This is a genomic window from Corticicoccus populi, assembly GCF_042686195.1.
Taxonomy (GTDB): Bacteria; Bacillota; Bacilli; order Staphylococcales; family Salinicoccaceae; genus Corticicoccus; species Corticicoccus populi.
The window spans coordinates 1,597,398-1,618,428 of the sequence record NZ_JBHUOQ010000001.1; the positions used below are offsets into that span (position 1 = coordinate 1,597,398).

The 21,031-nt window shown below is 39.0% G+C and carries 20 protein-coding genes, 6 tRNA genes and 1 rRNA gene; 3 read left to right on the forward strand and 24 right to left on the reverse strand.

Annotation, left to right across the window (positions count from 1 at the left end):
• Positions 1-39: 39 nt before the first annotated feature.
• From ACFSX4_RS08090 to ACFSX4_RS08115, 6 genes are all read right to left on the reverse strand, one after another.
• Positions 40-468 carry an NUDIX hydrolase gene (locus ACFSX4_RS08090; protein ID WP_377773353.1) on the reverse strand — a complete coding sequence of 143 codons (429 nt, stop codon included), beginning with the start codon at positions 466-468 and terminating at the stop codon, positions 40-42.
• A gap of 21 nt (positions 469-489) precedes the next feature.
• A complete protein-coding gene (locus ACFSX4_RS08095) occupies positions 490-1,191 on the reverse strand; it encodes a nucleotidyltransferase domain-containing protein (protein WP_377773355.1) in 702 nt (233 codons plus the stop codon).
• Positions 1,192-1,296: 105 nt separating this feature from the next.
• Positions 1,297-2,214 (reverse strand): serine hydrolase domain-containing protein, encoded by a 918-nt coding sequence (locus ACFSX4_RS08100; RefSeq protein ID WP_377773357.1) that lies wholly within the window; start codon positions 2,212-2,214, stop codon positions 1,297-1,299.
• Between the two features lie 159 nt (positions 2,215-2,373).
• Positions 2,374-2,910, reverse strand: a complete 537-nt coding sequence (locus ACFSX4_RS08105; protein ID WP_377773359.1) for a GNAT family N-acetyltransferase — start codon at positions 2,908-2,910, stop codon at positions 2,374-2,376.
• Between the two features lie 76 nt (positions 2,911-2,986).
• Positions 2,987-3,151: a DUF2197 domain-containing protein gene (locus ACFSX4_RS08110; RefSeq protein ID WP_377773361.1), complete on the reverse strand. Its 165-nt coding sequence runs from the start codon at positions 3,149-3,151 to the stop codon at positions 2,987-2,989.
• Positions 3,152-3,505: 354 nt separating this feature from the next.
• On the reverse strand, positions 3,506-5,437 hold the full coding sequence (locus ACFSX4_RS08115) for a fructose-1,6-bisphosphatase (protein WP_377773363.1): 1,932 nt from the start codon (positions 5,435-5,437) through the stop codon (positions 3,506-3,508).
• 199 nt (positions 5,438-5,636) lie between these two features.
• Between ACFSX4_RS08115 and ACFSX4_RS08120 the strand changes: the two genes are divergently transcribed.
• Entirely contained in the window at positions 5,637-5,918 is a 282-nt protein-coding gene (locus tag ACFSX4_RS08120) for a hypothetical protein (RefSeq protein WP_377773365.1), read from the forward strand.
• A 118-nt stretch (positions 5,919-6,036) separates the two neighbouring features.
• Here the strand turns inward: ACFSX4_RS08120 and ACFSX4_RS08125 are convergent, their stop codons facing one another.
• Positions 6,037-6,846 (reverse strand): nucleotidyltransferase, encoded by an 810-nt coding sequence (locus ACFSX4_RS08125; protein ID WP_377773367.1) that lies wholly within the window; start codon positions 6,844-6,846, stop codon positions 6,037-6,039.
• Between the two features lie 379 nt (positions 6,847-7,225).
• Positions 7,226-9,025, reverse strand: a complete 1,800-nt coding sequence (gene glmS, locus ACFSX4_RS08130; RefSeq protein WP_377773369.1) for a glutamine--fructose-6-phosphate transaminase (isomerizing) — start codon at positions 9,023-9,025, stop codon at positions 7,226-7,228.
• Positions 9,026-9,363: 338 nt separating this feature from the next.
• Between glmS and ACFSX4_RS08135 the strand changes: the two genes are divergently transcribed.
• The gene (locus tag ACFSX4_RS08135) at positions 9,364-10,329 is read left to right on the forward strand and encodes a phosphotransferase (protein WP_377773371.1); all 966 of its coding nucleotides are present in this window, start codon (positions 9,364-9,366) and stop codon (positions 10,327-10,329) included.
• A gap of 60 nt (positions 10,330-10,389) precedes the next feature.
• On the opposite strand, the gene ACFSX4_RS08140 is transcribed toward ACFSX4_RS08135, so the two are convergent.
• From ACFSX4_RS08140 to ACFSX4_RS08175, 8 genes are all read right to left on the reverse strand, one after another.
• Positions 10,390-11,610 (reverse strand): CynX/NimT family MFS transporter, encoded by a 1,221-nt coding sequence (locus ACFSX4_RS08140; RefSeq protein WP_377773373.1) that lies wholly within the window; start codon positions 11,608-11,610, stop codon positions 10,390-10,392.
• A gap of 58 nt (positions 11,611-11,668) precedes the next feature.
• The gene (locus ACFSX4_RS08145; protein WP_377773375.1) at positions 11,669-12,892 is read right to left on the reverse strand and encodes a NupC/NupG family nucleoside CNT transporter; all 1,224 of its coding nucleotides are present in this window, start codon (positions 12,890-12,892) and stop codon (positions 11,669-11,671) included.
• A gap of 102 nt (positions 12,893-12,994) precedes the next feature.
• On the reverse strand, positions 12,995-13,816 hold the full coding sequence (locus ACFSX4_RS08150) for a purine-nucleoside phosphorylase (RefSeq protein WP_377773377.1): 822 nt from the start codon (positions 13,814-13,816) through the stop codon (positions 12,995-12,997).
• Between the two features lie 27 nt (positions 13,817-13,843).
• Positions 13,844-14,425 carry a TetR/AcrR family transcriptional regulator gene (locus ACFSX4_RS08155; protein WP_377773379.1) on the reverse strand — a complete coding sequence of 194 codons (582 nt, stop codon included), beginning with the start codon at positions 14,423-14,425 and terminating at the stop codon, positions 13,844-13,846.
• 162 nt (positions 14,426-14,587) lie between these two features.
• Positions 14,588-15,943, reverse strand: a complete 1,356-nt coding sequence (glmM, locus tag ACFSX4_RS08160; RefSeq protein WP_377773381.1) for a phosphoglucosamine mutase — start codon at positions 15,941-15,943, stop codon at positions 14,588-14,590.
• Between the two features lie 28 nt (positions 15,944-15,971).
• Positions 15,972-16,904 carry a CdaR family protein gene (locus ACFSX4_RS08165; RefSeq protein ID WP_377773383.1) on the reverse strand — a complete coding sequence of 311 codons (933 nt, stop codon included), beginning with the start codon at positions 16,902-16,904 and terminating at the stop codon, positions 15,972-15,974.
• The gene (gene cdaA, locus ACFSX4_RS08170) at positions 16,891-17,712 is read right to left on the reverse strand and encodes a diadenylate cyclase CdaA (protein ID WP_377773385.1); all 822 of its coding nucleotides are present in this window, start codon (positions 17,710-17,712) and stop codon (positions 16,891-16,893) included. Before cdaA ends, ACFSX4_RS08165 begins: the two co-directional genes overlap by 14 nt.
• A gap of 14 nt (positions 17,713-17,726) precedes the next feature.
• On the reverse strand, positions 17,727-18,683 hold the full coding sequence (locus tag ACFSX4_RS08175) for a helix-turn-helix domain-containing protein (protein ID WP_377773387.1): 957 nt from the start codon (positions 18,681-18,683) through the stop codon (positions 17,727-17,729).
• Between the two features lie 144 nt (positions 18,684-18,827).
• Here ACFSX4_RS08175 and ACFSX4_RS08180 point away from each other — a divergent pair, with 144 nt between their 5' ends.
• Positions 18,828-19,292 carry an ArsR/SmtB family transcription factor gene (locus tag ACFSX4_RS08180; RefSeq protein WP_377773389.1) on the forward strand — a complete coding sequence of 155 codons (465 nt, stop codon included), beginning with the start codon at positions 18,828-18,830 and terminating at the stop codon, positions 19,290-19,292.
• Positions 19,293-19,332: 40 nt separating this feature from the next.
• Here ACFSX4_RS08180 and rocF read toward each other — a convergent pair whose 3' ends face one another.
• The 8 genes from rocF to rrf all read right to left on the reverse strand — a co-directional run.
• Positions 19,333-20,244, reverse strand: coding sequence for an arginase (gene rocF, locus ACFSX4_RS08185; RefSeq protein ID WP_377773391.1), 912 nt, complete (start codon positions 20,242-20,244; stop codon positions 19,333-19,335).
• Positions 20,245-20,398: 154 nt separating this feature from the next.
• Positions 20,399-20,471, reverse strand: a tRNA-Lys gene (locus ACFSX4_RS08190).
• 6 nt (positions 20,472-20,477) lie between these two features.
• A tRNA-Gln gene (locus ACFSX4_RS08195) sits at positions 20,478-20,552 on the reverse strand.
• A gap of 13 nt (positions 20,553-20,565) precedes the next feature.
• Positions 20,566-20,646: transfer RNA gene (locus ACFSX4_RS08200), tRNA-Tyr, on the reverse strand.
• Position 20,647: 1 nt separating this feature from the next.
• A tRNA-Val gene (locus ACFSX4_RS08205) sits at positions 20,648-20,723 on the reverse strand.
• Between the two features lie 11 nt (positions 20,724-20,734).
• Positions 20,735-20,806 (reverse strand) — tRNA-Glu (locus ACFSX4_RS08210).
• A 29-nt stretch (positions 20,807-20,835) separates the two neighbouring features.
• Positions 20,836-20,910, reverse strand: a tRNA-Asn gene (locus ACFSX4_RS08215).
• 18 nt (positions 20,911-20,928) lie between these two features.
• A 5S ribosomal RNA gene (gene rrf, locus ACFSX4_RS08220) occupies positions 20,929-21,031 on the reverse strand; the annotation flags it as partial.

A 21,031-nucleotide genomic window follows, 5' to 3' on the forward strand; every position in this document is an offset into this window, starting at 1 on the left:
ACCCTTATTTAAAAGATTCCTGCCTGTGTTCAGTGTCTTTTATAGAAGTTTCTGCAGACCTTCCGGCACCAGCCTCAAATTGCCGTTCTCAAATTCACTGATTCGCTTCCAGTATAATTTAATTTTACTGCCGTCATCTTTCCATCCAAAGAAACTTGTACGCTCATAAAATGACTGGTCAATAAAATCTGCATCATATACAAACACGACTTCATGACCAATCCTGCCATTATGTGTGAACACACTTTCAATGACATCCAAAAGTTTGATATTGCCTATTTCTGCCCTGATTTCTTCATAAATCTCACGCTTTAAAGTGTCAAGACTTCTTTCCCCGTATTCAATTCCGCCACCGATAGGACGGTAGAAATAATCCTCTTTCACATCGTCATAATCTTCAAACACAAGTATTGAATCATTCTTTCTGAATACACATATTGAGATATTCCGTATTGTTTTATCAGCCATGGGGACTCCTTATCATTAATTTTATCTTTTCCTCAGTTCAATAATAATCCAGTGACTGATTTTAATGAAGGCTCTGGTACGTTTCTGCAGTTCCTCAGTAAATAAGTCGCTGAGCAATTCATCCATCTCTTCCTTAAGAGTGTCTAATTTTTTAATATATGTCCAAACTGCACCTGATGGAGGCATTGGCTGATTATTTACTGCCCAAATCCCCTCCAACATAGTCCAGGTTGATGTACTGATTATATATGATACTTTGAATTCATCCTCCATTTTTTCTGCTGCTTTGATTTTATTAAGCGAACTGTACAACCAATGGATTATACCCTGAACTTCCTTTTTCGATACGCAGTAACTGTCCAGTTTTGGTCGGGCATTCATTTTTAACTGTGCCAATTGGCCTCCCCGATCAATTAATATTACTCCATCTAAAAATGAATAAATTTCCATTGGGTTCTTTTCCATGTTCCTTTGTGCCTCTTTAAAACTGAAATACTTATATTCAACTAAAATATTTTCTCTTATCTCAGCTTGAAAATTTTTATCTATTCCATCCTCTATTAAAATGTATAAGTCCAAATCAGAATCAGGGTAAGCCTCCCCACGTGCAACTGACCCGACAACCATTATTCCGAGTATTTTACCATTATTAGAGAATTCTGCTAAAACTGACTGCACTAAATTTAAGTGCACTTCATGTTTTATAAAAGATAACTTACTCAAAGCACCCTCCCCTTAACTACATGACTAGTGTATCCCTCTTACATTATGTTCTAAATTTTAAAACATGAAACAGCTTCTGCATTCTGCAAAACCATTTATGGAAAGTCACTGGTTAATATTTTCCATGACCATATTTCCGAATGTTTTTATATCTTCAAGATAATCAAAATCATTGTCATATAAACTATTAAGCATCCTAACCGCAACTACATTGTATTTAGGAATCACCAGACATACACACCCTGAGGCTCCAAGAATTTGAAATGAACCTTCAGGAAGATTATCTCCCAGTTCATTATATTCCCAGGTAATATTTTCAGAACTGCCATTAATCCACCAAAAGAAGCCAAACTTTGGATGATACGAAGGAACGGTTTGTGGACTTTGTGGCGTCACTACTAAATCAAAAATCTTTTCGGGGAGAATTTGTTTACCTCCAATCCGCCCTTTATTCAAGTGGAGATGTCCCCAGAAAACTAAATCTCTTGTACTTACATATAAGTTTCTATCATCCCCTCTATTTGATTCAATTCTTAAAGATGGGGGTTCACCAGGGCCATATATATCACAGACCAAATTTTCTTTACCGACTGTTACCCACTCTGTTTTTGACCACCCCAGTTGCTCAATAATTTTTTCATTAATAATTTCTGATACAGTAAGTCCAGTCTGATGATAGATTATCTCGGCAACTAAATCCGGACGTTTCTTATTGTCATTCATTCCTGGTTCAGCTACTCTTTCAACAGAATCTTCTTGAAATAGTAAGCCTGTAGAACGTGTCAATAAATGCTTTATGGTCGTATCACCAAGGATATTTTCATTATACCTTTTCAGTAAACACTTTAATTTTTCGTCTAATTTAAAGTAACCATCATAAATCGCTATTGCTGCTGCCAGCCCAATATATGTGACTCTTACGGAATACACATTGAATTGTGATTCAGTATCAATTAAACGTGCACCTTCTTCAAGATGATGATATCTGTTGTAACATTCATGTATAACTTTATCATTCTGCATAATTAATACAGCAGACCCTGAACTGCTGTTTGATTCATCACTGTTTTAATATAATCAGATACAGGCTCAAGTTTTGGTATTTTGGAAACATTCATTCTCATGTCCTACAATCCCCTATCTGTAAAATAACTATTTGCCAGATACCGGCATGAGTATGTTCTACTCCATAAATGCACTTGAATATTCAACCACTCCGGATACATTATCCAGTGCACCATCTTTCAGTTCAAGGGCCATAAATGCCTCATCTGGGACTTCGAAAGGCGCTTCGATGTTCCATGATGATGCTTTTTTAAAGCCGAACTTCGGATAATATTCCGGGTGTCCAAGTACAACAATTGACTGGAATCCGGATTTTTCTGCCTGCGCAATGACATTTTCAATTAACGCTCTGCCGATACCTTTACCCTGATAATCCGGCAGCACGGATACCGGTGCAAGCGCAAGTGATTCTACTTTCTCACTGCCACTTCCAATAAAAATCTTCGACAAGAGTATATGCCCAAGTATTTGATGGTTTTCTTCATTCCATGCGACTAACGAAAGTTCGGGAATGAATGCATCAGATTCTCTGATTTTTGAAACCAGATGATGTTCACTCTGATCACTTTCCTCCAAAGATTCAAATGCTTTCTCCACCACTTCTTCTGTTTCTTTATAATCTTTTCTCTGTTCCTGTCTGATAGAGTAATTCATATTTCTGTTCCTTTCTATATTAAAAATATATTTATATTATTTCTTCAATCATCATAAAATATCTGTCATCTAAATACTAGCCGAACAAATTTTTAATGGCTTCCATTCTAATATTTTCCTGACAGTCTTCACAAATGAACTTCCCTTTTCTATTATTTTTAAACTGTTTATAATTCATTGTCCCCGGCGTAACAGTAAAGCTGCTTCTGCAGCATACACAAACGACTTTATAATAATCCATTTTTTTCATCCGCTTTTCAACTCATTTTCTGAATAATATTTGAACCCTGTATATTCTTATCTGGCAAAGTCATTCTTTTGATTTTCACTGTGCCATCAATATGATTAGCAGTTAACCGACAATCATTAATCATCTTCTATGCAACTGATTTTTTAGATCATCATATCATACAGTATAAAGTTTCATTTCATCATTAAAAAATGATACGACTGCAGAACCCGCAGCCATACCATTCTTTTTACATATCAACAATTATATCTCATCATTCGCAGTGATTATCTAATGCATTCATACGCTGCCTCACAACTGAATCAGTAATCCCGTGACGTACCGTTCTAAAGAGTCTTTTAACCCTTAATTAATATAACGGTATGCCATCAACTGATTCAGCATTTCAATTTCTTCTTTAAGTCTCGCACCGGTATTCGTTTCACGTACCTTTTTGCGCTCTACTTCTTCATCGACAACCCGGCGGACGGATAAAACATCTGCTCCGTTCAGTACAACATCTTCTTTCGAATTGAAATGCTGATGGGCAACCAGCTGCATACCGAATGAATTGTACAGTAAAGTATAGCCGGCAATTCCTGTTGTGGACTGATAGGCTTTAGAGAAACCTCCGTCAATCACAATCATTTTCCCGTCTGCTTTAATTGGGTTTTCACCGTCTATTTCTTTGACCGGAGTATGTCCGTTGATGATATGCCCCTGTCCAGGATCTAATTCAAATTCTTTCAATATCTTTTCACACATCTCTACATTTTCACGCAGATAATAGTACGGATTCTTTTCTTCTTTATGAGACGCTTTATCTGTAATAAAGTACCGCTCAAAGGTTGTCATGGCTCTTTTTCCGAACAAAGAAGAAAACTCTCCTGTCCATAAGTACCACACCATATCTGTCGCGAGATCATCCGTCACCTCTTTATGTTTAAAAGCATAGCGAAGGTAGTTTTCAAATTTATCGAGTAACGCTCTGCCTTTATAAACCTCCCCTTCAATCTCCATCTGTTCCATGTTCCCGTCTGCATCGACAGGCATACAGCCGTGGATGAGCAGGTTGCCGTTATATTTTAAATAGAGACTGCCTTTTTTCATTAAAAAGTTCATATGTCTCTTGAGTTTTTCAGACTGCTGGACAGACAACAGAAGTTTACTGATGACTTCTTCCTCTTCCGGGAGCATACGGGCTGGATTTTCAGGGTCTACTGTATTAAAGCATGTATTCTCCAGTGGATATGTATTGCCGTAAACAGTGATTTTATTATTTTCATGATCCGTCTTCTCTAAAACCAGTCTCTCCGACATATTAAAATACGGACGCCTTTTAATAATCGGTGCTTCCAGCTTAAACTGAATCATCGCAATCGCCTGATGGATTTTTGAAATTTGGATTTTCTCCTGCTCTGTAATATTCTGCTCAGAATGTTTTTTCGGACGGAAGGCCTGGTTATCCTCATAATATTTTTCCGCAAGGTTCAGAAGCGGACGCAGATTAATACCGTAAGCATCTTCAATAATATCTAAATTATCATACCGTGCACAGATTCTGATAATATTGGCAAGGCACACTTTAGAACCTGCATATGCACCAATCCAGAGGACATCATGGTTCCCCCACTGAATATCAATTGAATGGTGGTCAATTAATGTATCCATAATTTTATCCGGTTCCGGCCCCCGGTCATATATATCACCGACAACATGCAGATGGTCCACAACGAGACGTTGCGTTGTATAGGATAAGCCTGTGATTAATTTTTCCGCCTGACCGAGCGAGATGATTTTTTGAATAATTTTTTCGTAATAGGATTTTTTATTCGTGAATTCATCTGTTTTATACAGTAATTCTTCGACAATATATACAAATTGTTTCGGCAGTGCCTTACGAAGTTTTGAACGGGTGTATTTGGATGATGAGTAGGACACCAGATGAATCAGATGATGAATCTTCTCAACATACCACTCCTCAAGGTCTTTCTTCGATTCGAACCGTTCTTTGACCACTTTCAATCTGTCTTCCGGATAGTACACCAGTGCCGCAAAATTCGTAATCTGTTCCTCAGTCAAAACATCTTTAAATATATCATTAATCCGCTCCAGTACCTTCCCGGAACCGTTTCTTAAAACATGCTGAAACGCCTGGTACTCACCGTGTAAATCGCTTACAAAATGTTCCGTTCCTTTTGGAAGGTTCAGTATTGATTCCAGATTGATGAGTTCTGTCACGACTTTTTCTTCACTGTCAAATTTATCTGCCAATAGATCAAGGTATTTTGTATCCACCTTCAAAATCCCCCTTTGAGTATGTCACATTATTTTTAATTAGTATAACACATTGGAGTCTGATTTACATTACCTTCAGTGTATCTCTATTTCGACACTCCAAATAAATAATCCAGAAACACAAAGAATAATTTACTATAAATGTTTATTGATTACTTTAAACAGGAATAATATTAAAAATTGAGCAGGTGTGGATAAAATGTCCGACAAAGAAGTTATACAAACAAGATATTTAAGAATTGAATCTGCCTTATGGCTCTTGTTTTTTATTCTAGTAGCTTTACGCATCTTTGCTGAAGGTGCGGGTAATGCTTACTGGTCATCCTTTATGCTTTTTTCAGCTGGTATATCCATACTTTTAATCCTTCTTACAAAAGTGATTAAAAACATTCAGTTGAAAAAAACAATCCGAATTGTTATTTATACTGTCTTGCTACTCTTATTTATTTACCTGTTTTTTATTTTCCCCGGACCATTTTGATAAATACAGTGTAAGCATCCATTTAATATGATAAATTTTTAAAATATATCTTCAATAAAAATAGATAGGCATCTAAAATTTCAGACATCTATCTATTTTCGTTGACTCTTCTTACAATTTAAATGCGATTAGTTAAATAAGCATGTAATTTCTTTAGGAACGCCGAGTCAATATCAAATTTATAATGATCCGCCAGTAGACATTCCAATCTCTCAACTACAGTCAGTGCATTTGAATAAGCATGATATAGTTCTTCTTTATCTAACTTTGCCGTAATTGAAGTGTACTCACTGTATGCCTTTTCTGATACATCATCTTCCAAGTTTTTTGTAGCGTTCAGCCAACGTTCTACACTTTTTTCATGGACTCTAATCAATTGTAAAACGTATTTTTGAACATATGTTAAACATTCCAAAGAACGAGCAGCTTCTCCTCTTTTCAAAACATTTATACCCATTATCCACGTATTAACAAAGTTATTAAAAGCAAAATTGACATTATTATTTGTCAGTCTATCCGGTCCCTCACCCTGTAGATAATCTAAACATGCTTCTAACCTGCCTGTTACATCATAAATAAACATGGATTCTGTGTCTGGGAAAACGCCTGTTTCTTTAAATGTCTTAATCACTTCAATCTCAGATTCAGACTGAAAATGAAATTCTCCTCTGATTAAATTTGAAAACACAACCACTTCTGATCCAAATTCATTAATGAAGTGCAGATCATATGGAGCAACGCCTCTAATCCAGTCATCGGACTGAAATTCTTCAATTTCTGCAGTCTTTAAAAAGATGTAGAACTCAACATCTGAATATTTGTCCCCTTCATCTTTTGTAAACGATCCATACATCATACATGCGGAAACACGCGGATCCTTCTCACACTTCTCTTTAATTATATTAATTAATTTCTCCTGTAACAGCATATGAAAAATAACCTCCTGTTTTTTTAATTTACAGAACGTCTTTCATATCTACTACCGGGCAACATGAACAGCACATATCTAATGCTCCCTTCATTTAAATCAAAATAATCATATCAGATTTCACAACTCACGACAAATACGCTTATCCATGGTATTGTGTTTCTTAATTAGAAAAATGGTGTAATCGTAACAACCCGTTTCTTCACTAATATGACAAGTCATCACTGCCTATAATTCATAGTAGCATCAGGATCTTTATCTTATGTTATCCACTTCTCAATTTGAATCATTCTTTCTCGTTTCGGCACAAAAATACCCCTTTGGCTGCATAATAGCCAAAGGGGCAAAGCTTCGATTTTTAAAATCAAACCTTATTCTCTTATTCTACTGTTACTGATTTAGCAAGGTTTCTCGGCTTATCAACGTCATTTCCTCTGTGCAGTGCTGCATAGTAGGAAACAAACTGATACACAACTACAGAAACGAGTGCTGTCAGTGATGAATGGACGCGTGGAATGACATATGCGTCACCTTCCTGGTCGAGTCCTTCCATGGATACTGTACATACATTCGCACCGCGTGCTGCCACTTCCTGAGCATTTCCGCGGATATTCAAGTTGACTTTTTCCTGTGTCGTTAAAGCGAATACCGGTGTACCTTCTTCAATCAGAGCGATTGTACCGTGTTTTAATTCTCCGCCGGCAAATCCTTCTGCCTGAATGTAGGAGATTTCTTTCAGTTTCAATGCGCCTTCAAGACCAACATAATAGTCCAGTGTTCTTCCGATAAAGAAAGCGTTTCTTGATGTTTCTAAATAATCTTTAACAATCGCTTCAATTTTCGGTGCATCTTCAATAATTGCTGTGATTGCTGTAGTGACTTTCGCAAGTTCTTTCATCAGTTCAATACCTGTGTCACGGCCGAGCTCTCTTGCAGCAACCTGTGCAAGAATAGACAATACCGCAATCTGTGCTGTATATGCTTTAGTTGATGCTACAGCAATTTCAGGTCCTGCATGAAGAATTAACGTCTCATCTGCTTCTCTTGAAAGTGTTGAACCTGGTACATTTGTCACAGTCAGTGACTTGTGACCGCGTTTTTTAATATCTACAAGAACCGCACGGCTGTCCGCTGTTTCACCTGACTGAGAGATGAAAATGAATAACGGTTTTTCAGACAATAACGGTGTGTTATAGACAAATTCTGATGCCACGTGAACTTCTGTCGGTACTCCTGCCCATTTTTCAAAGAATTCTTTACCGATTAAACCTGCATGGTAGCTTGTACCGGCTGCAATAATGTAAATCCGGTCAGAATTATTCAACTGCTCAATAATAGAGGAATCAATTTTCAAGTTACCCGCTTCATCCTGATATTCCTGAATGATTTTTCTCATTGCTGCGGGCTGATCATTGATTTCTTTTAACATGTAGTGATCGTAAGTCCCTTTTTCAGTTTCACTCGCATCAATTTCAGCAATGTATGAATCACGTTCAACGACATTTCCTTCATCGTCTTTAATGATGATTTCATCCTGCTTAAGAAGTACCACTTCACCATCCATCAATTCAACAAATTCATTTGTTAAATGAAGCATTGCCATTGCATCGGAAGTGATAACATTAAAGTCTTCACCTTTCCCGAGAAGGAGTGGTGATTTATTTTTTGCAACATAAATTACGTCTTTGTCGTCTCTGTCCATTAATCCAAGTGCGAATGAACCGTGAAGTACATCCAGCGCTTTTTTAAATGCTTCCTCTGTTGTTCCTTCTTTTGCGAATTTCGCAATCAGCTCAACAATGATTTCTGTATCTGTATCTGAAACAAATTCCACACCTGATAAGTATTCATTACGTACCTGGCTGTAGTTTTCGATTACACCGTTATGCACTAAAGTGAAACGGCCTTCTGAATCCTGATGCGGGTGCGCATTCACAACACTCGGCTCACCGTGTGTCGCCCATCTTGTATGACCGATACCGACAGTTGCATTGAAGTCTGCATCCACTTTCTCGCGTAATGCCTTAATGCGTCCTTTTTCTTTAAATACTTTAACACCGTCATCGCCTCTGACTCCGATTCCCGCTGAGTCATAGCCGCGATACTCTAATTTTTCCAAACCTTTTAATAAAATTTCTTTTACGTCGTCATTTCCGACATATCCAACGATACCGCACATATTAAATATCTCCTTTTTATATGAAAAATAATGATTAATGAACGGGTGCTCTGTCCATCCGGTCACCCGGATGTTTTAACATGCCGTTTAACGAACACTTCAGTGTCCGGGACAGTATCCGCCGATTTCTCGATATCTGTCCTCCTCGTCAGCAGATTCCTCTGCTCAGGCGCTATTCCGATTTACTTTTCCTGCTCTCCTTTTTACATAGCATTCTAATTGTATAAGAAACACGCTGCCATTTCAATCAGTTTATGAAAATTTATTCACAATGACAATAAGTTTTATTCAATATCCCCCTGCAGTATACTGAAAGTATTAAAGGAAAGGGGCTTTCCATGTCATATATATCTAAACATAAATATCATGTCCTCCTGAAATATTCATCTTTTCTAACAGCAGGCAACTATTACATTGATGACAATGAGAGAATGTTTGTCCATGCATCCTCTACAGACCGTCCGGTCATTCAGGATTTTCATTTGAATAAAGAACCTGTTCATATTAATCCAGACACCTCTCTTTTTAACGGACATATACTGTGGTTTGCAGCAGACGGGGGCATCAAGATTTTCTCAAATTCCGAGGTGTTGACCTTTCACAAAAATCACAGCCGTTATTCAAAGAAACTCAGCCATTATCACTATTTTTCACAGTACTTTAATATACCGGAAATTCTCTGCTTTGATGATGATTCTCTGAAAGTTACAGAAAAATATATCTATTTTAATGCGTCTTCTGGAAATTACGGTGCTCTGTTATTCCAAACGATACTGGATGACTATTTAAATTATTTTCAAGAGATGGATGATTCTGCAGAATGGCAGACACTAAACAGTCTTCTGAAAGACAGTCCGAATCTGGATAAGAAAGAAGACTATACGGACATATTAAATATGATTCCACCGGAGCTGTATGATGTCGAATTTCCGTTCATTCCGCTCCACGGCGACTTATGGCGTGCGAATATTTTATTTGAAAAAGATACGAATACTATGTATTACATTGACTGGGATGAATCCTCCCGGTATATTTTCTTTTATGATTTCTTCAAAATGATGTGGAATACTCTTGATGTCGACGGTATGAAACTGTACCTTGACTGTTATTTGACCGGCGGCTATGACACGCAGTTTGAAGCATGTTTTAAATTATTCAATCTTGATTTTAATCCCGGATACAGGCGTGCGTATTTCTGCCTGTTCTTTTTAAACTTCATACTGGTCGATGTCACAATGACATACGACATTAAATTAGAAGAGATCAGCAGTTTCAAAAGTAAAGTCCTGCCGTATCTTTATTAAAAAAATCCCCTGAAGCAGAACGCCTCAGGAGATTCTTTGATATATCTTTAATATTACTGCTTATTTATTAAGCACATAACGGTCTCTGCCGACTTGATAACCGACAATAACGATTACCACACAGACACTCATCAATACAATCAGAGGAACCGTCCATGTTTCTGTGAAATCATAGATTGAACCGATGACAAAAGGACCTGATGCTGCAAGCAGGTATCCAATTGACTGAGACATTCCTGACAGTTCTGTTGCATGATCTGCGTTTTTCGCACGAAGGCTGATGAACGTCAAAGCAAGTGCGAATCCTCCGCCGAGTGTAATACCGACAAGGACAAGCCCTGTGATTAATACCGGCATCGAACTGCCGAACAGAACTAAAGTATAGCCTGTCAGCCCCATCATTCCAATAAGACAGCCGAGGATAGACTGTTTCTGCATTTTCGCTGCGATAATTGGAAGGAAGAAACTCCCCGGTATCCCGATAATTAATGTGAAGGACAACAGCCATCCGGCTGTCTGCATTTCAATACCTGAATCATTCAAAATTTCAGGGAGCCAGGATACAGTGACATAAAACAGAATGGACTGCAGCCCGAGATAAGCTGCGACAATCCATGCCAGTTTATCGCCCCACATCAGATTTCCTTTGAAAATTCCACCGGTTTTTCCTTTAAAGGTCGTTTTCTTCGGCGTATATTTCTTCAAAATGACCATCCATACAATAATCCCAATGACTGCAGGAACCGTCCATACAAGAAGAGACAACTGCCAGCCGAGTCCTGCAGCTGTTGTGAGCGGGTAACTGAAACCAGAACCAATCGCAGCGCAGGTGCTGAGTGTTGTTGTATATACACTCGTCATGAGACCGACTTTAAGCGGGAAGCGGTCCTTAATAATACTCGGCAGGAGCACATTACATATCGCAATACCCGCACCGACAATCAATGTACCGATGAGCAGCAGGAAAAATAGTGCAGTGGACCTGACAAATGCTCCTGCGATAATCAGTACAAAACCGATTATCAGAGCCTGCTCTTTTGAAAATGTCCGTGCAAGCTTCGGAACCACCGGTGATATCAAGGCAAACGCTACAAGCGGAAGACTGGTTAAAAGTCCTGCCGCTCCGTTGGAAATACCGATATCATCACGAATAATTCCGATTACCGGACCGACTGACGTAATCGCCGGTCTTAAATTAGAGGCGACAATCAGAATACCGATGACAAGTATGATTGCACTCGTATTTCTGACTGTATTTTGATGGTCTGCAGTACTCTTCATAATATGCCTCTCCTTTTAATTTACTATTTCTCCATCTTACCACTTTTATCATATAATCCTAGAGGAACATTGTTACAATTGCACCATTAAGTAAATTGGCAAGCGTCGCACCGATTAATGAACGGAACATTAAACGCTGTATTTCCGTCTTTCTTTCCGGTGCAATTCTTGACAGCATGCCGACAATACTTCCCGCTGCACCAAAGTTCGCAAAACCACTTAAAGCGAACGTCAGTATCGCAATACTTCTATCTGAGAAGTCATCAAGCATTCCTGACAGCTGACCAAATGCAACAAATTCATTGAGCAGGAATTTCTGTGCGATCAGATTCCCTGCTGCGACCGCTTCACTCCATGGAATACCAATGATGAATGCGACAGGTGCCAGAATATATCCTAATATCAATTCCAAAGATAACTGTTCAAAGCCGAATAATGAACCGACAAATCCAAGACCTCCGTTGATTAAAGCAAGAATTCCGATAAACGCAATTAACATCAAACCGACGTTTATTGCGAATTGAAGACCTTCCCTTGAACTTGTGAATATGACATCAATGACGTTGGATTCCTCGACCTCATCTTCTTTGAATTCTTTTGCGATTTTCCACTCATTCGGATTTAACTCCTCAGTTTCCGGAATAATGAACTTCGCAATCATCACACCCGCCGGTGCCGACATAATTGCCGCCGACAATAAAAACTCAAGTGGAATGCCCATCGCAGCAAGACTAATCATCACTGCGCCTGATACAGATGCAAGCCCGCTGACCATCAATGAAAATATTTGAGAACGTGTCATCTGGCCGATATACGGTTTAATGACGAGCGGTGCCTGTGTGTTTCCGACAAAAATATTTGCCGCTGCTACTGCAGACTCTGAATAGGATGTTTTCATTATCTTTGCGATAAAACCACCGATATAACGGACTAAATACTGCATCACACCAAAGTGGTACAGCAGTGCAATCAGGACAGTTAAGAAAATAATCAAGCCCAGTACATTTACAGCAAAAATTGAAATATCACTGTCTCCGGCGAGCGGACCGAATACAAATTCAAGTCCTTCCATACCGTAACCGATTGCGCCGTTAATCGCATCGGATATGTAAATTAATACGTCTTTACCAAACTGCCACTTAAGTACTACATAGCCGAAAATGACCTGTAATATAAAACCGACAGATACAGTGTAAATATTAATCATCTTTTTTCGTTCAGACATCAGGAATGCAATAAGGACAATAAACGTACAACCGGCAAGTCCCCATAATATGTTCATTAAGCCACCTCAATTATTAGTTTTATGATTTTTCTTACTATTTCAGAAAAAATGAATCCAGGATGCAGGCTTGGTGCAGACATCCTGGACTGATTTTAATTCTTAGGAAATTCTACCGATTACTGTTTCAACAAGGCTGATAAATTTACCGCGCGCCTGTGCTGCCACTTCAATCACTTCATCGTGGCTGAGCGGCTGATCAAGAATACCGCATGCCATATTTGTTAAGCATGAAATACCGAGAACTTTCATACCGCCGTGAACCGCAACAACCGCTTCAGGTACTGTAGACATACCAATCGCATCGCCACCGAGTGTACGAATCATTCTGATTTCAGCAGGTGTTTCATAAATCGGCCCGCTCCACCAGCCGTATACACCTTCCTGAAGTGTAATATCCTGTTCGCCCGCAACGCCTTTTGCGATCTGGCGAAGGTTTTTATTGTAGACTTCAGACACGTCAGGGAAGCGTGTACCAAGCGCGTCATTATTCTGACCAATCAGAGGGTTCGTACCAACCAGATTGATATGATCTGTAATCAGCATTAACTCACCGGGATTAAATGAAGTATTTACCGCACCACATGCATTTGTAATGATTAAGTTATCTGCACCAAGTGCCTTAATCACACGTACAGGGAATGTTACTTCGTCCAGTGTATAGCCTTCATAATAATGGTAACGGCCTTTCATCGCGACAACTGTCTGACCATTCAACGTACCGATTACAAGTTCATTGGCATGACCGACTGCTTTAGAACTTGAGAAATGAGGGATTTCAGAATATGGTATGCTGACTGAGTCTTCAAGCTTATCTGCTAAATCACCGAGACCTGATCCCAGAATGATTCCTACATTTGGAACTTTGTCCGCCTTACTCTGTATAAACTGCTTTGCTTCTTCAATATGCTCTACCTTATGCATAAAAAAACTCCTTTATATTTGATTTAATTACTTCCTAACATTTTCGGTTTTCTTGAAAACAACCGGCAGCATCTCTGCTGCATTTCTTAACGGCTCGCCGTCTCCTTTTGCGAGTGCACTGATAAATGCACCTTGAATCATAGAGTTGATCCATTTTCCAAGCCGCTCCGCTTCTTCATGCTTAAAGCCGTTGGATATAATTTTTGATGTAAACTCTCCCGACCATTCTTCAAAAGCTTCATGACAACACTCTTTCAACACATCGCTTGAAGATGAAGTTTCGAGTACCAGTGCTGCAATCGGCACACCTGAAAAATATTTGTCCGCTTCAAACCGTTTCACGCTGTCCATTATAAACAACTGGATGGCTGATAATGCGTCCTCTTTTTTTCCGAGTTCCTGTCTGATTAATGATGTGACATGATCTTTGGTCCATTTTACGGCTTCCTGTGCAATCTCTTCTTTTCCGTTAGGAAAATGGTAGTAAATTGATCCCCGCGGCGCACCACTTTCTTTAATAATGTCATTGAGCCCGGTACCAAAATAACCTTTTTGCTGCATAAGAGAAGCAGTTGCACGGATAATATCATCTCTTGTATTTCGTTTCATCAAATATCGCAGCCACCTTTTTAACATCAACTATAATAGACCAATCGGTCTACATAATGTATCGTAAGTGATAATTTACAACATGTCAACAATTAATTAAGCGTTTTCAAAATTTGTTGCGCAAATTAAAAAGGACCCCCTTAAGGAGTCCTTTTATACTGCTTATTCCAATCCCATTTCCGTTTTAACCACTTCTGCAATATCTGAAGCATATTTTTGAGCCAGTTCTTCAGTTGCTGCCTCAACCATTACACGTACAAGAGGCTCCGTACCTGATGCACGAACAAGAATACGCCCTTCGCCGTTCATCTCAGTTTCAACCTCTTCAATGATTTCAGCCACTTTGCTGTTATTCACAACATTATATTTATCTGTCACGCGCACATTGACAAGTTCCTGTGGGAAAGTCTCAACCTGTGCTGCGAGTTCACTCAATTTTTTACCGCTTTTTTTCACAATAGCTGCAAGCTGTACGCCGGATAAAAGTCCGTCACCTGTTGTATTATAGTCCATCATAATAATATGTCCGGACTGCTCTCCGCCTAAACTGTAGCCGCCTTTACGCATTTCTTCAACTACATAACGGTCGCCGACCTGTGTTTTATTACTCTTAAGATCTGCTTCTTCGAGTGCCTTATAGAAACCTAAATTACTCATCACTGTCGATACAACCATGTTGTCTTTTAGTTTATCTTCTTCTTTTAAATACTGTGCAAGAATAAATAAAATCTTATCCCCGTCAATAATTGCACCTGTCTCATCTACAGCAATCAACCGGTCGCTGTCACCGTCAAATGCCAGACCCAGATCACATTTTTCTTCTTTAACAAGTTCAACCAGGCGTTCCGGATGTGTGGAACCGACACCGTCATTAATGTTCATGCCTGTCGGACTGCAGCCGATAGTTACAGTATCTGCTTCTAAATCTCCAAACAGGTACGGCCCAATGGAATGGGCGGATCCGTGTGCACCGTCCAGTGCGATACGAAGTCCTTCCAAATCTTCATCCACTGTTGATTTTAAGTAGCCGACATATTTCTGACTGCCTTCAAAATAATCTGTAATACTTCCTAAACCACCCGCTGTAGGGCGCGGAAGGTCATCAGTATCTTTATCAAGAAGCGCCTCAATTTCTTCTTCCTGAGCGTCATTCAGCTTAAAACCATCCGGTCCGAAAAATTTAATACCGTTATCCTGGAAAGGATTATGAGATGCTGAAATCATTACACCTGCATCCGCATCCTGATCACGTGTTAAGTATGCAACACCTGGTGTTGAAATCACACCGAGCCTGATTACTTCAGCACCGATAGACAAAAGTCCTGCAATAAGAGCTGATTCAAGCATTTCACCGGATACACGTGTATCACGTCCGACAACAATTGTTGTCCTTTCATCATTTTCTTTCTCACCGCTCAGGACATAGCCCCCGAAACGTCCAAGTTTATACGCTAATTCCGGTGTGAGTTCCGTATTCGCTGTGCCTCTGACACCGTCAGTTCCAAAATATTTACCCATTGTATACTCCTTTATTCATATAAGAATTTTAGTTATCCTGTATCATTATTTCTGCTTCCACGACTGCTGGTTCTGTCTTTGTTACGCCTTCCGGGAGTGATAACTCCACATCTTTTGTTTCAGAGCTGTTCATCCCTTCGATATCTACTGTAGCGTCAATGGATGAAATTTGATTGAGTATCTCCTGGGGACCGAAAACTTCTACCGACTCATGATTTAACTCAATACCCTCAAGTTCATGATCACTGTCGACTGATCCCTCAGACTCAACATTGACCGGTACTGTTTTACTCAGTTCCGAAACATCAATTTCAACACGTACATTGGATGGATCAGTCGTCACATCCAATCTGTTGAATTGGAAATCGAATACACTGATTTCAGCTTCTTCCACTCTGTCTTCTGTAATTCTCGAATTATCACTTAATGTGGCTCTTACATATTGTATTCTGTTAACTTCGTTCTCTCCACCCATAACTGTTACTGTTTCAGGATCAATATTAACCCCTTCCAGCTGATGATTCGGTCCGATACGGCTTTCGCTGATATCAGCCTGAACAACAAATGTACGTTCCACCATTTCCTGAATACTGACAGTTGCAGTCTCAGGAACAACTTCTGCCGTAACATTTTCAGGCAGACCTTCCACAGCAAATCTCACTTCGTGCTCTCCGACCTCTGCATCTCTTAAATCAAGGGATACTTCAAAATCTCTTGTAGTTTCCAAACGGATCAGATTGGAATTCCCTCCTGAGAGCTGTACATTAACGTGCTCCGGTGCACCGCTCACGTAATATTCTTCATCATATAAAATTTCTACCGGAACATCCTGCACAATCTCTGATTCACTTGTTTCGCCTTCAAACAAATTGATTTCTTCGAACACATTATTGACAGATAAAAACATAAATAACGCCAGTAATAACGCAATTAGTCTTAATCCCCACTTACTTTCTAGCAAAGAAACCGCCCCCTTCTTTCGCAGGTGGTAGCATCGTCCAATGCTTCTTGAACAAGTCATCGAGTTCATCGAGTGAAATTTCCTTAAACAGTTTACCGGAATACGTTACAGATATATTTCCTGTCTCTTCCGAAACGACTACTGTAAATGCATCTGTGACTTCGGAAATCCCTACTGCAGCACGATGACGTGTCCCAAGACTTTTAGCGATTTTATTACTTTCCGAAAGCGGAAGATAACTTGCCGCTGTATCAATCTTGTCTCCACTTATAATCATTGCACCGTCATGGAGCGGCGTATTTGGAATGAAAATATTAATTAACAATTCACTCGTAATATTCGCATCAATTGGAATACCTGTTTCACTGTATTCCTTCAGGCCGGTATCTTTTTCAAAGACAATCAAAGCACCGATTCGTCTTTTAGCCATATACCTGATCGCTTTAATCATTGCTTCACGCAGCTTGTCATGTTCACCCGCACCATTCGTAGAGTTCGAGCGGAATAAACTTCCCCGTCCGAGCTGCTCAAGCGCCCGTCGGAATTCAGGCTGGAATATTACAATAATCGCAAGAAAACCCCATTCCAGTACGGTATCGAAAATTTCCGTCGTGGTGGTTAAGTTAAAGAAATTACTTAATGCACGTCCGACAAGTATAAAGATAATACCTTTAATTAATTGTATCGCTTTTGTACCTTTTAATACTGTCAGCAGCAAATACAACACGTACCAGACGATTAACAGATCGACAATACTTGTAATAATATTTGCTGTTGTTAAATTTTCAAACAAACTTTCAGTCTGCATAATGCCGATCCTTTCTATTGATTCATCAGCCCGTTCAATTTATCCTCCAATTCTCCGTAAAGCACCGAAGATAATTCATCAAGTCCAGATTTATCAATTGTATTCTTTAAATTTTTGAAACAGGAAACACTCTCTTGTATTCTCCCGAGTTTAAACTTGCTGTAGCAGACAAAAAGATCAGCATCTGCTGTCCCTTCCATCTCTGTCAGTATTAATACTTCCTGAAAGTCATTCAACCTTGTCAGAATCTTAACTTTCAAAAGAATCCGCGACTCTCTCTTATAATCAATATGCAGAATTTCAGACTGTTTTTCAAGCCTCTCAATTAAACGCTTAGATGTAATATACTCTCCTATTAAATAATAACATTTTGACATGTTATGTAATAGTCTAATTACTTCAAGGTCCATATTATTAGACCGGGAAACCTCTAAGAGCACATCCTCAAGATAATCCAATGCCTCTATGTATTTTCCTTTTTCGGTCAGAAGCTCACACTTCAATTCCACAGCATCAATATGTACCTGATTATAAGATACTGCCTCAAGCTTTGTAAGTGCCTTATCTATATTGTAGACAGCTTTCTCTATTCTCCCCTCATGGTAATAAAATTTTGCATATATTAAATGAATGCGCCCACATTCTGCAGATGGTACCTCTGCAAGTTTTTCATATTCTTTTGATATGAACTCATGTATATGTTCAAAATCTGAATTCCGTACCCTCTGCTCATAATACGTAATCTCTCTTAATACTTCTACATCATTATATTTAAACTGTGAGACCTCAGTCATAAAGTCATTAATATCACACCTCAGCCTCTCACTAAGCTTAATAAGGACATTGGTTGATGGATGGACACTACCTTTTTCAATCAAACTTAAATACGTTCTTGAGATAATTCCATCGGCTAACTCTTCCTGAGTCAGGTTATTATTATTTCTAATTTCTTTAATCCTTCTGCCGATCATAAAAGGTACTCCTTTCAACTTACCTTAATAATATCAAAAATAAAATTTTTCAACAATTCACGAGGATGTCTCCACTGCAGATTTAATTGACAAGTGATTTACTATTTATCATACTATAAATATACACAGTGAGGGGTGTTCTACATGAAAAAATTATTGGTTATTGATAACCTGCCGCAGCTAAAGAGCGTGAGTGACCCTTTTCGACTTCAATTATTAAGTATGCTCAGTGAAAAACCAAAAACAGGGCAGATGCTTGCTGACGAACTCGATATTCCACGTGCAAAAATTCATTATCATTTAAGTGAACTTTTAAAAAATGGAATTATTCTTGTCGTCAAAACTGAAGAAAAAAATAGTATTATCCAGAAATTTTATGCACCAGTTGCAAAAAAAGTCGTACCGAATATAGACTTACTCAGATATACTGAGGACGAGAAAAAAAAGGACAGTATGTCCTACAATTTAAGTTTAAGTAAAGATGGATTAAAAGGTTTTAAGAAAGATTTGAAAAATTTTGTAAAGAAAGCATCTGAGAAGAAAGATAAAAAAGACACTAAAGATTATAAAGTTCAGATTATGCCTTTCAATGAAGATAGTGAACAATAAAAGCATGAGCTTATTATCAGGCTCATGCTTTTATTTATAATTAATATCTCTGCACTTTCCCAAAAAGGTGTGCTGCAATTTCAACAGCTTTCTCAGCTGTTTTATTCTTTTCATCCAGCAGTGGATTGACTTCAACCAAATCCATTGAAGTGATGCGCTCAGATTTATTTAAAATTCTCATAGCAAGCTGTGTTTCTGATAAACTGAGTCCCCCGTCTACAGGTGTCCCCGTTCCAGGTGTTTCAACAGGATCAAGCGCATCTACATCAAGTGATAAATGGATACCGTCAGTCTTGTCTTTTAAATAGCTGACTGCTTCTTCCATAACTGCTTTTATCCCTTTTTCCCGGATATCCACCATAGTGAAAGTTAAAATATTATTATCTTTAATATATTTTTTCTCACCTTCATCTAAATCTCTCATACCAACCAGAACAACATTCTCAGGTTTCACTTTCACACCATCATTATATAAATTAACCATTCTTTCATGACCGACACCACATGATGCAGCAAGCGGCATACCGTGAATATTTCCAGATGGTGACGTATGGCTGTCATTCAAATCACCGTGCGCATCATACCAGATAACCCCAAGATTTTCATAATGACTGCTGATGCCGGCGAGAGAACCGATTGCAAGAGAGTGATCTCCGCCAAGTACCAGCGGAAAATGGCCTGCTGTGATACTTTCGTCTACTGACTTTGCAAGATGTTCGTTAAAATTAAGAACTCCTTCAAAATTAAGAAGGTTGCTTTCTTCTTTTTTACTGTGCCCGGCGACATCAACTTTGAAATCACCACTTATATTTCCTTTATCATTTATATCATAACCAAGATCCGATAATGTTTTGGAAAGTCCTGCATATCTAATTGCATCTGGTCCAAGATCAACACCCAGTTTAGGCTGACCGAATGACGTAGACGCTCCAATAATATCCAATTTCTTCATTTTAAAAACCCCTTCAAAAATAAATTGTATACCCTTTCATCATATATAAAAAAGAAGGTTTATGCAAGTGTGTATAAATATCAATTTATACATTATATTATGCATAAAGGTTTAATGTAAATAAAAAAACACCTGCATATGCAGGTGTTTAGTATGAGCCATAGAGGATTCGAACCTCTGACCCTCTGATTAAAAGTCAGATGCTCTACCGACTGAGCTAATGGCTCAATAAATGGCTGGGCTAGAAGGATTCGAACCTTCGCATCTCGAGACCAAAACCCGATGCCTTACCGCTTGGCTATAGCCCAATATTAAATTAAATGGAGGGGGGCAGATTCGAACTGCCGAACCCGAAGGAGCGGATTTACAGTCCGCCGCGTTTAGCCACTTCGCTACCCCTCCGTGGTGGAGAATGACGGGTTCGAACCGCCGACCCTCTGCTTGTAAGGCAGATGCTCTCCCAGCTGAGCTAATTCTCCAAAGCTATTTATGACCCGTACGGGATTCGAACCCGTGTTACCGCCGTGAAAGGGCGGTGTCTTAACCACTTGACCAACGGGCCAAAGTCATAAAAAAGCTGAAACTAAAAAATGGCTCCACAGGTAGGATTCGAACCTACGACCGATCGGTTAACAGCCGATAGCTCTACCACTGAGCTACTGTGGAATAAACCAAAAAAAATTTGCCTGGCAGCGCCCTACTCTTGCGGGACGTCAGTCCAACTACCATCGGCGCAGGAGAGCTTAACGGCTGTGTTCGGCATGGGAACAGGTGTGGCCTCTCCGCT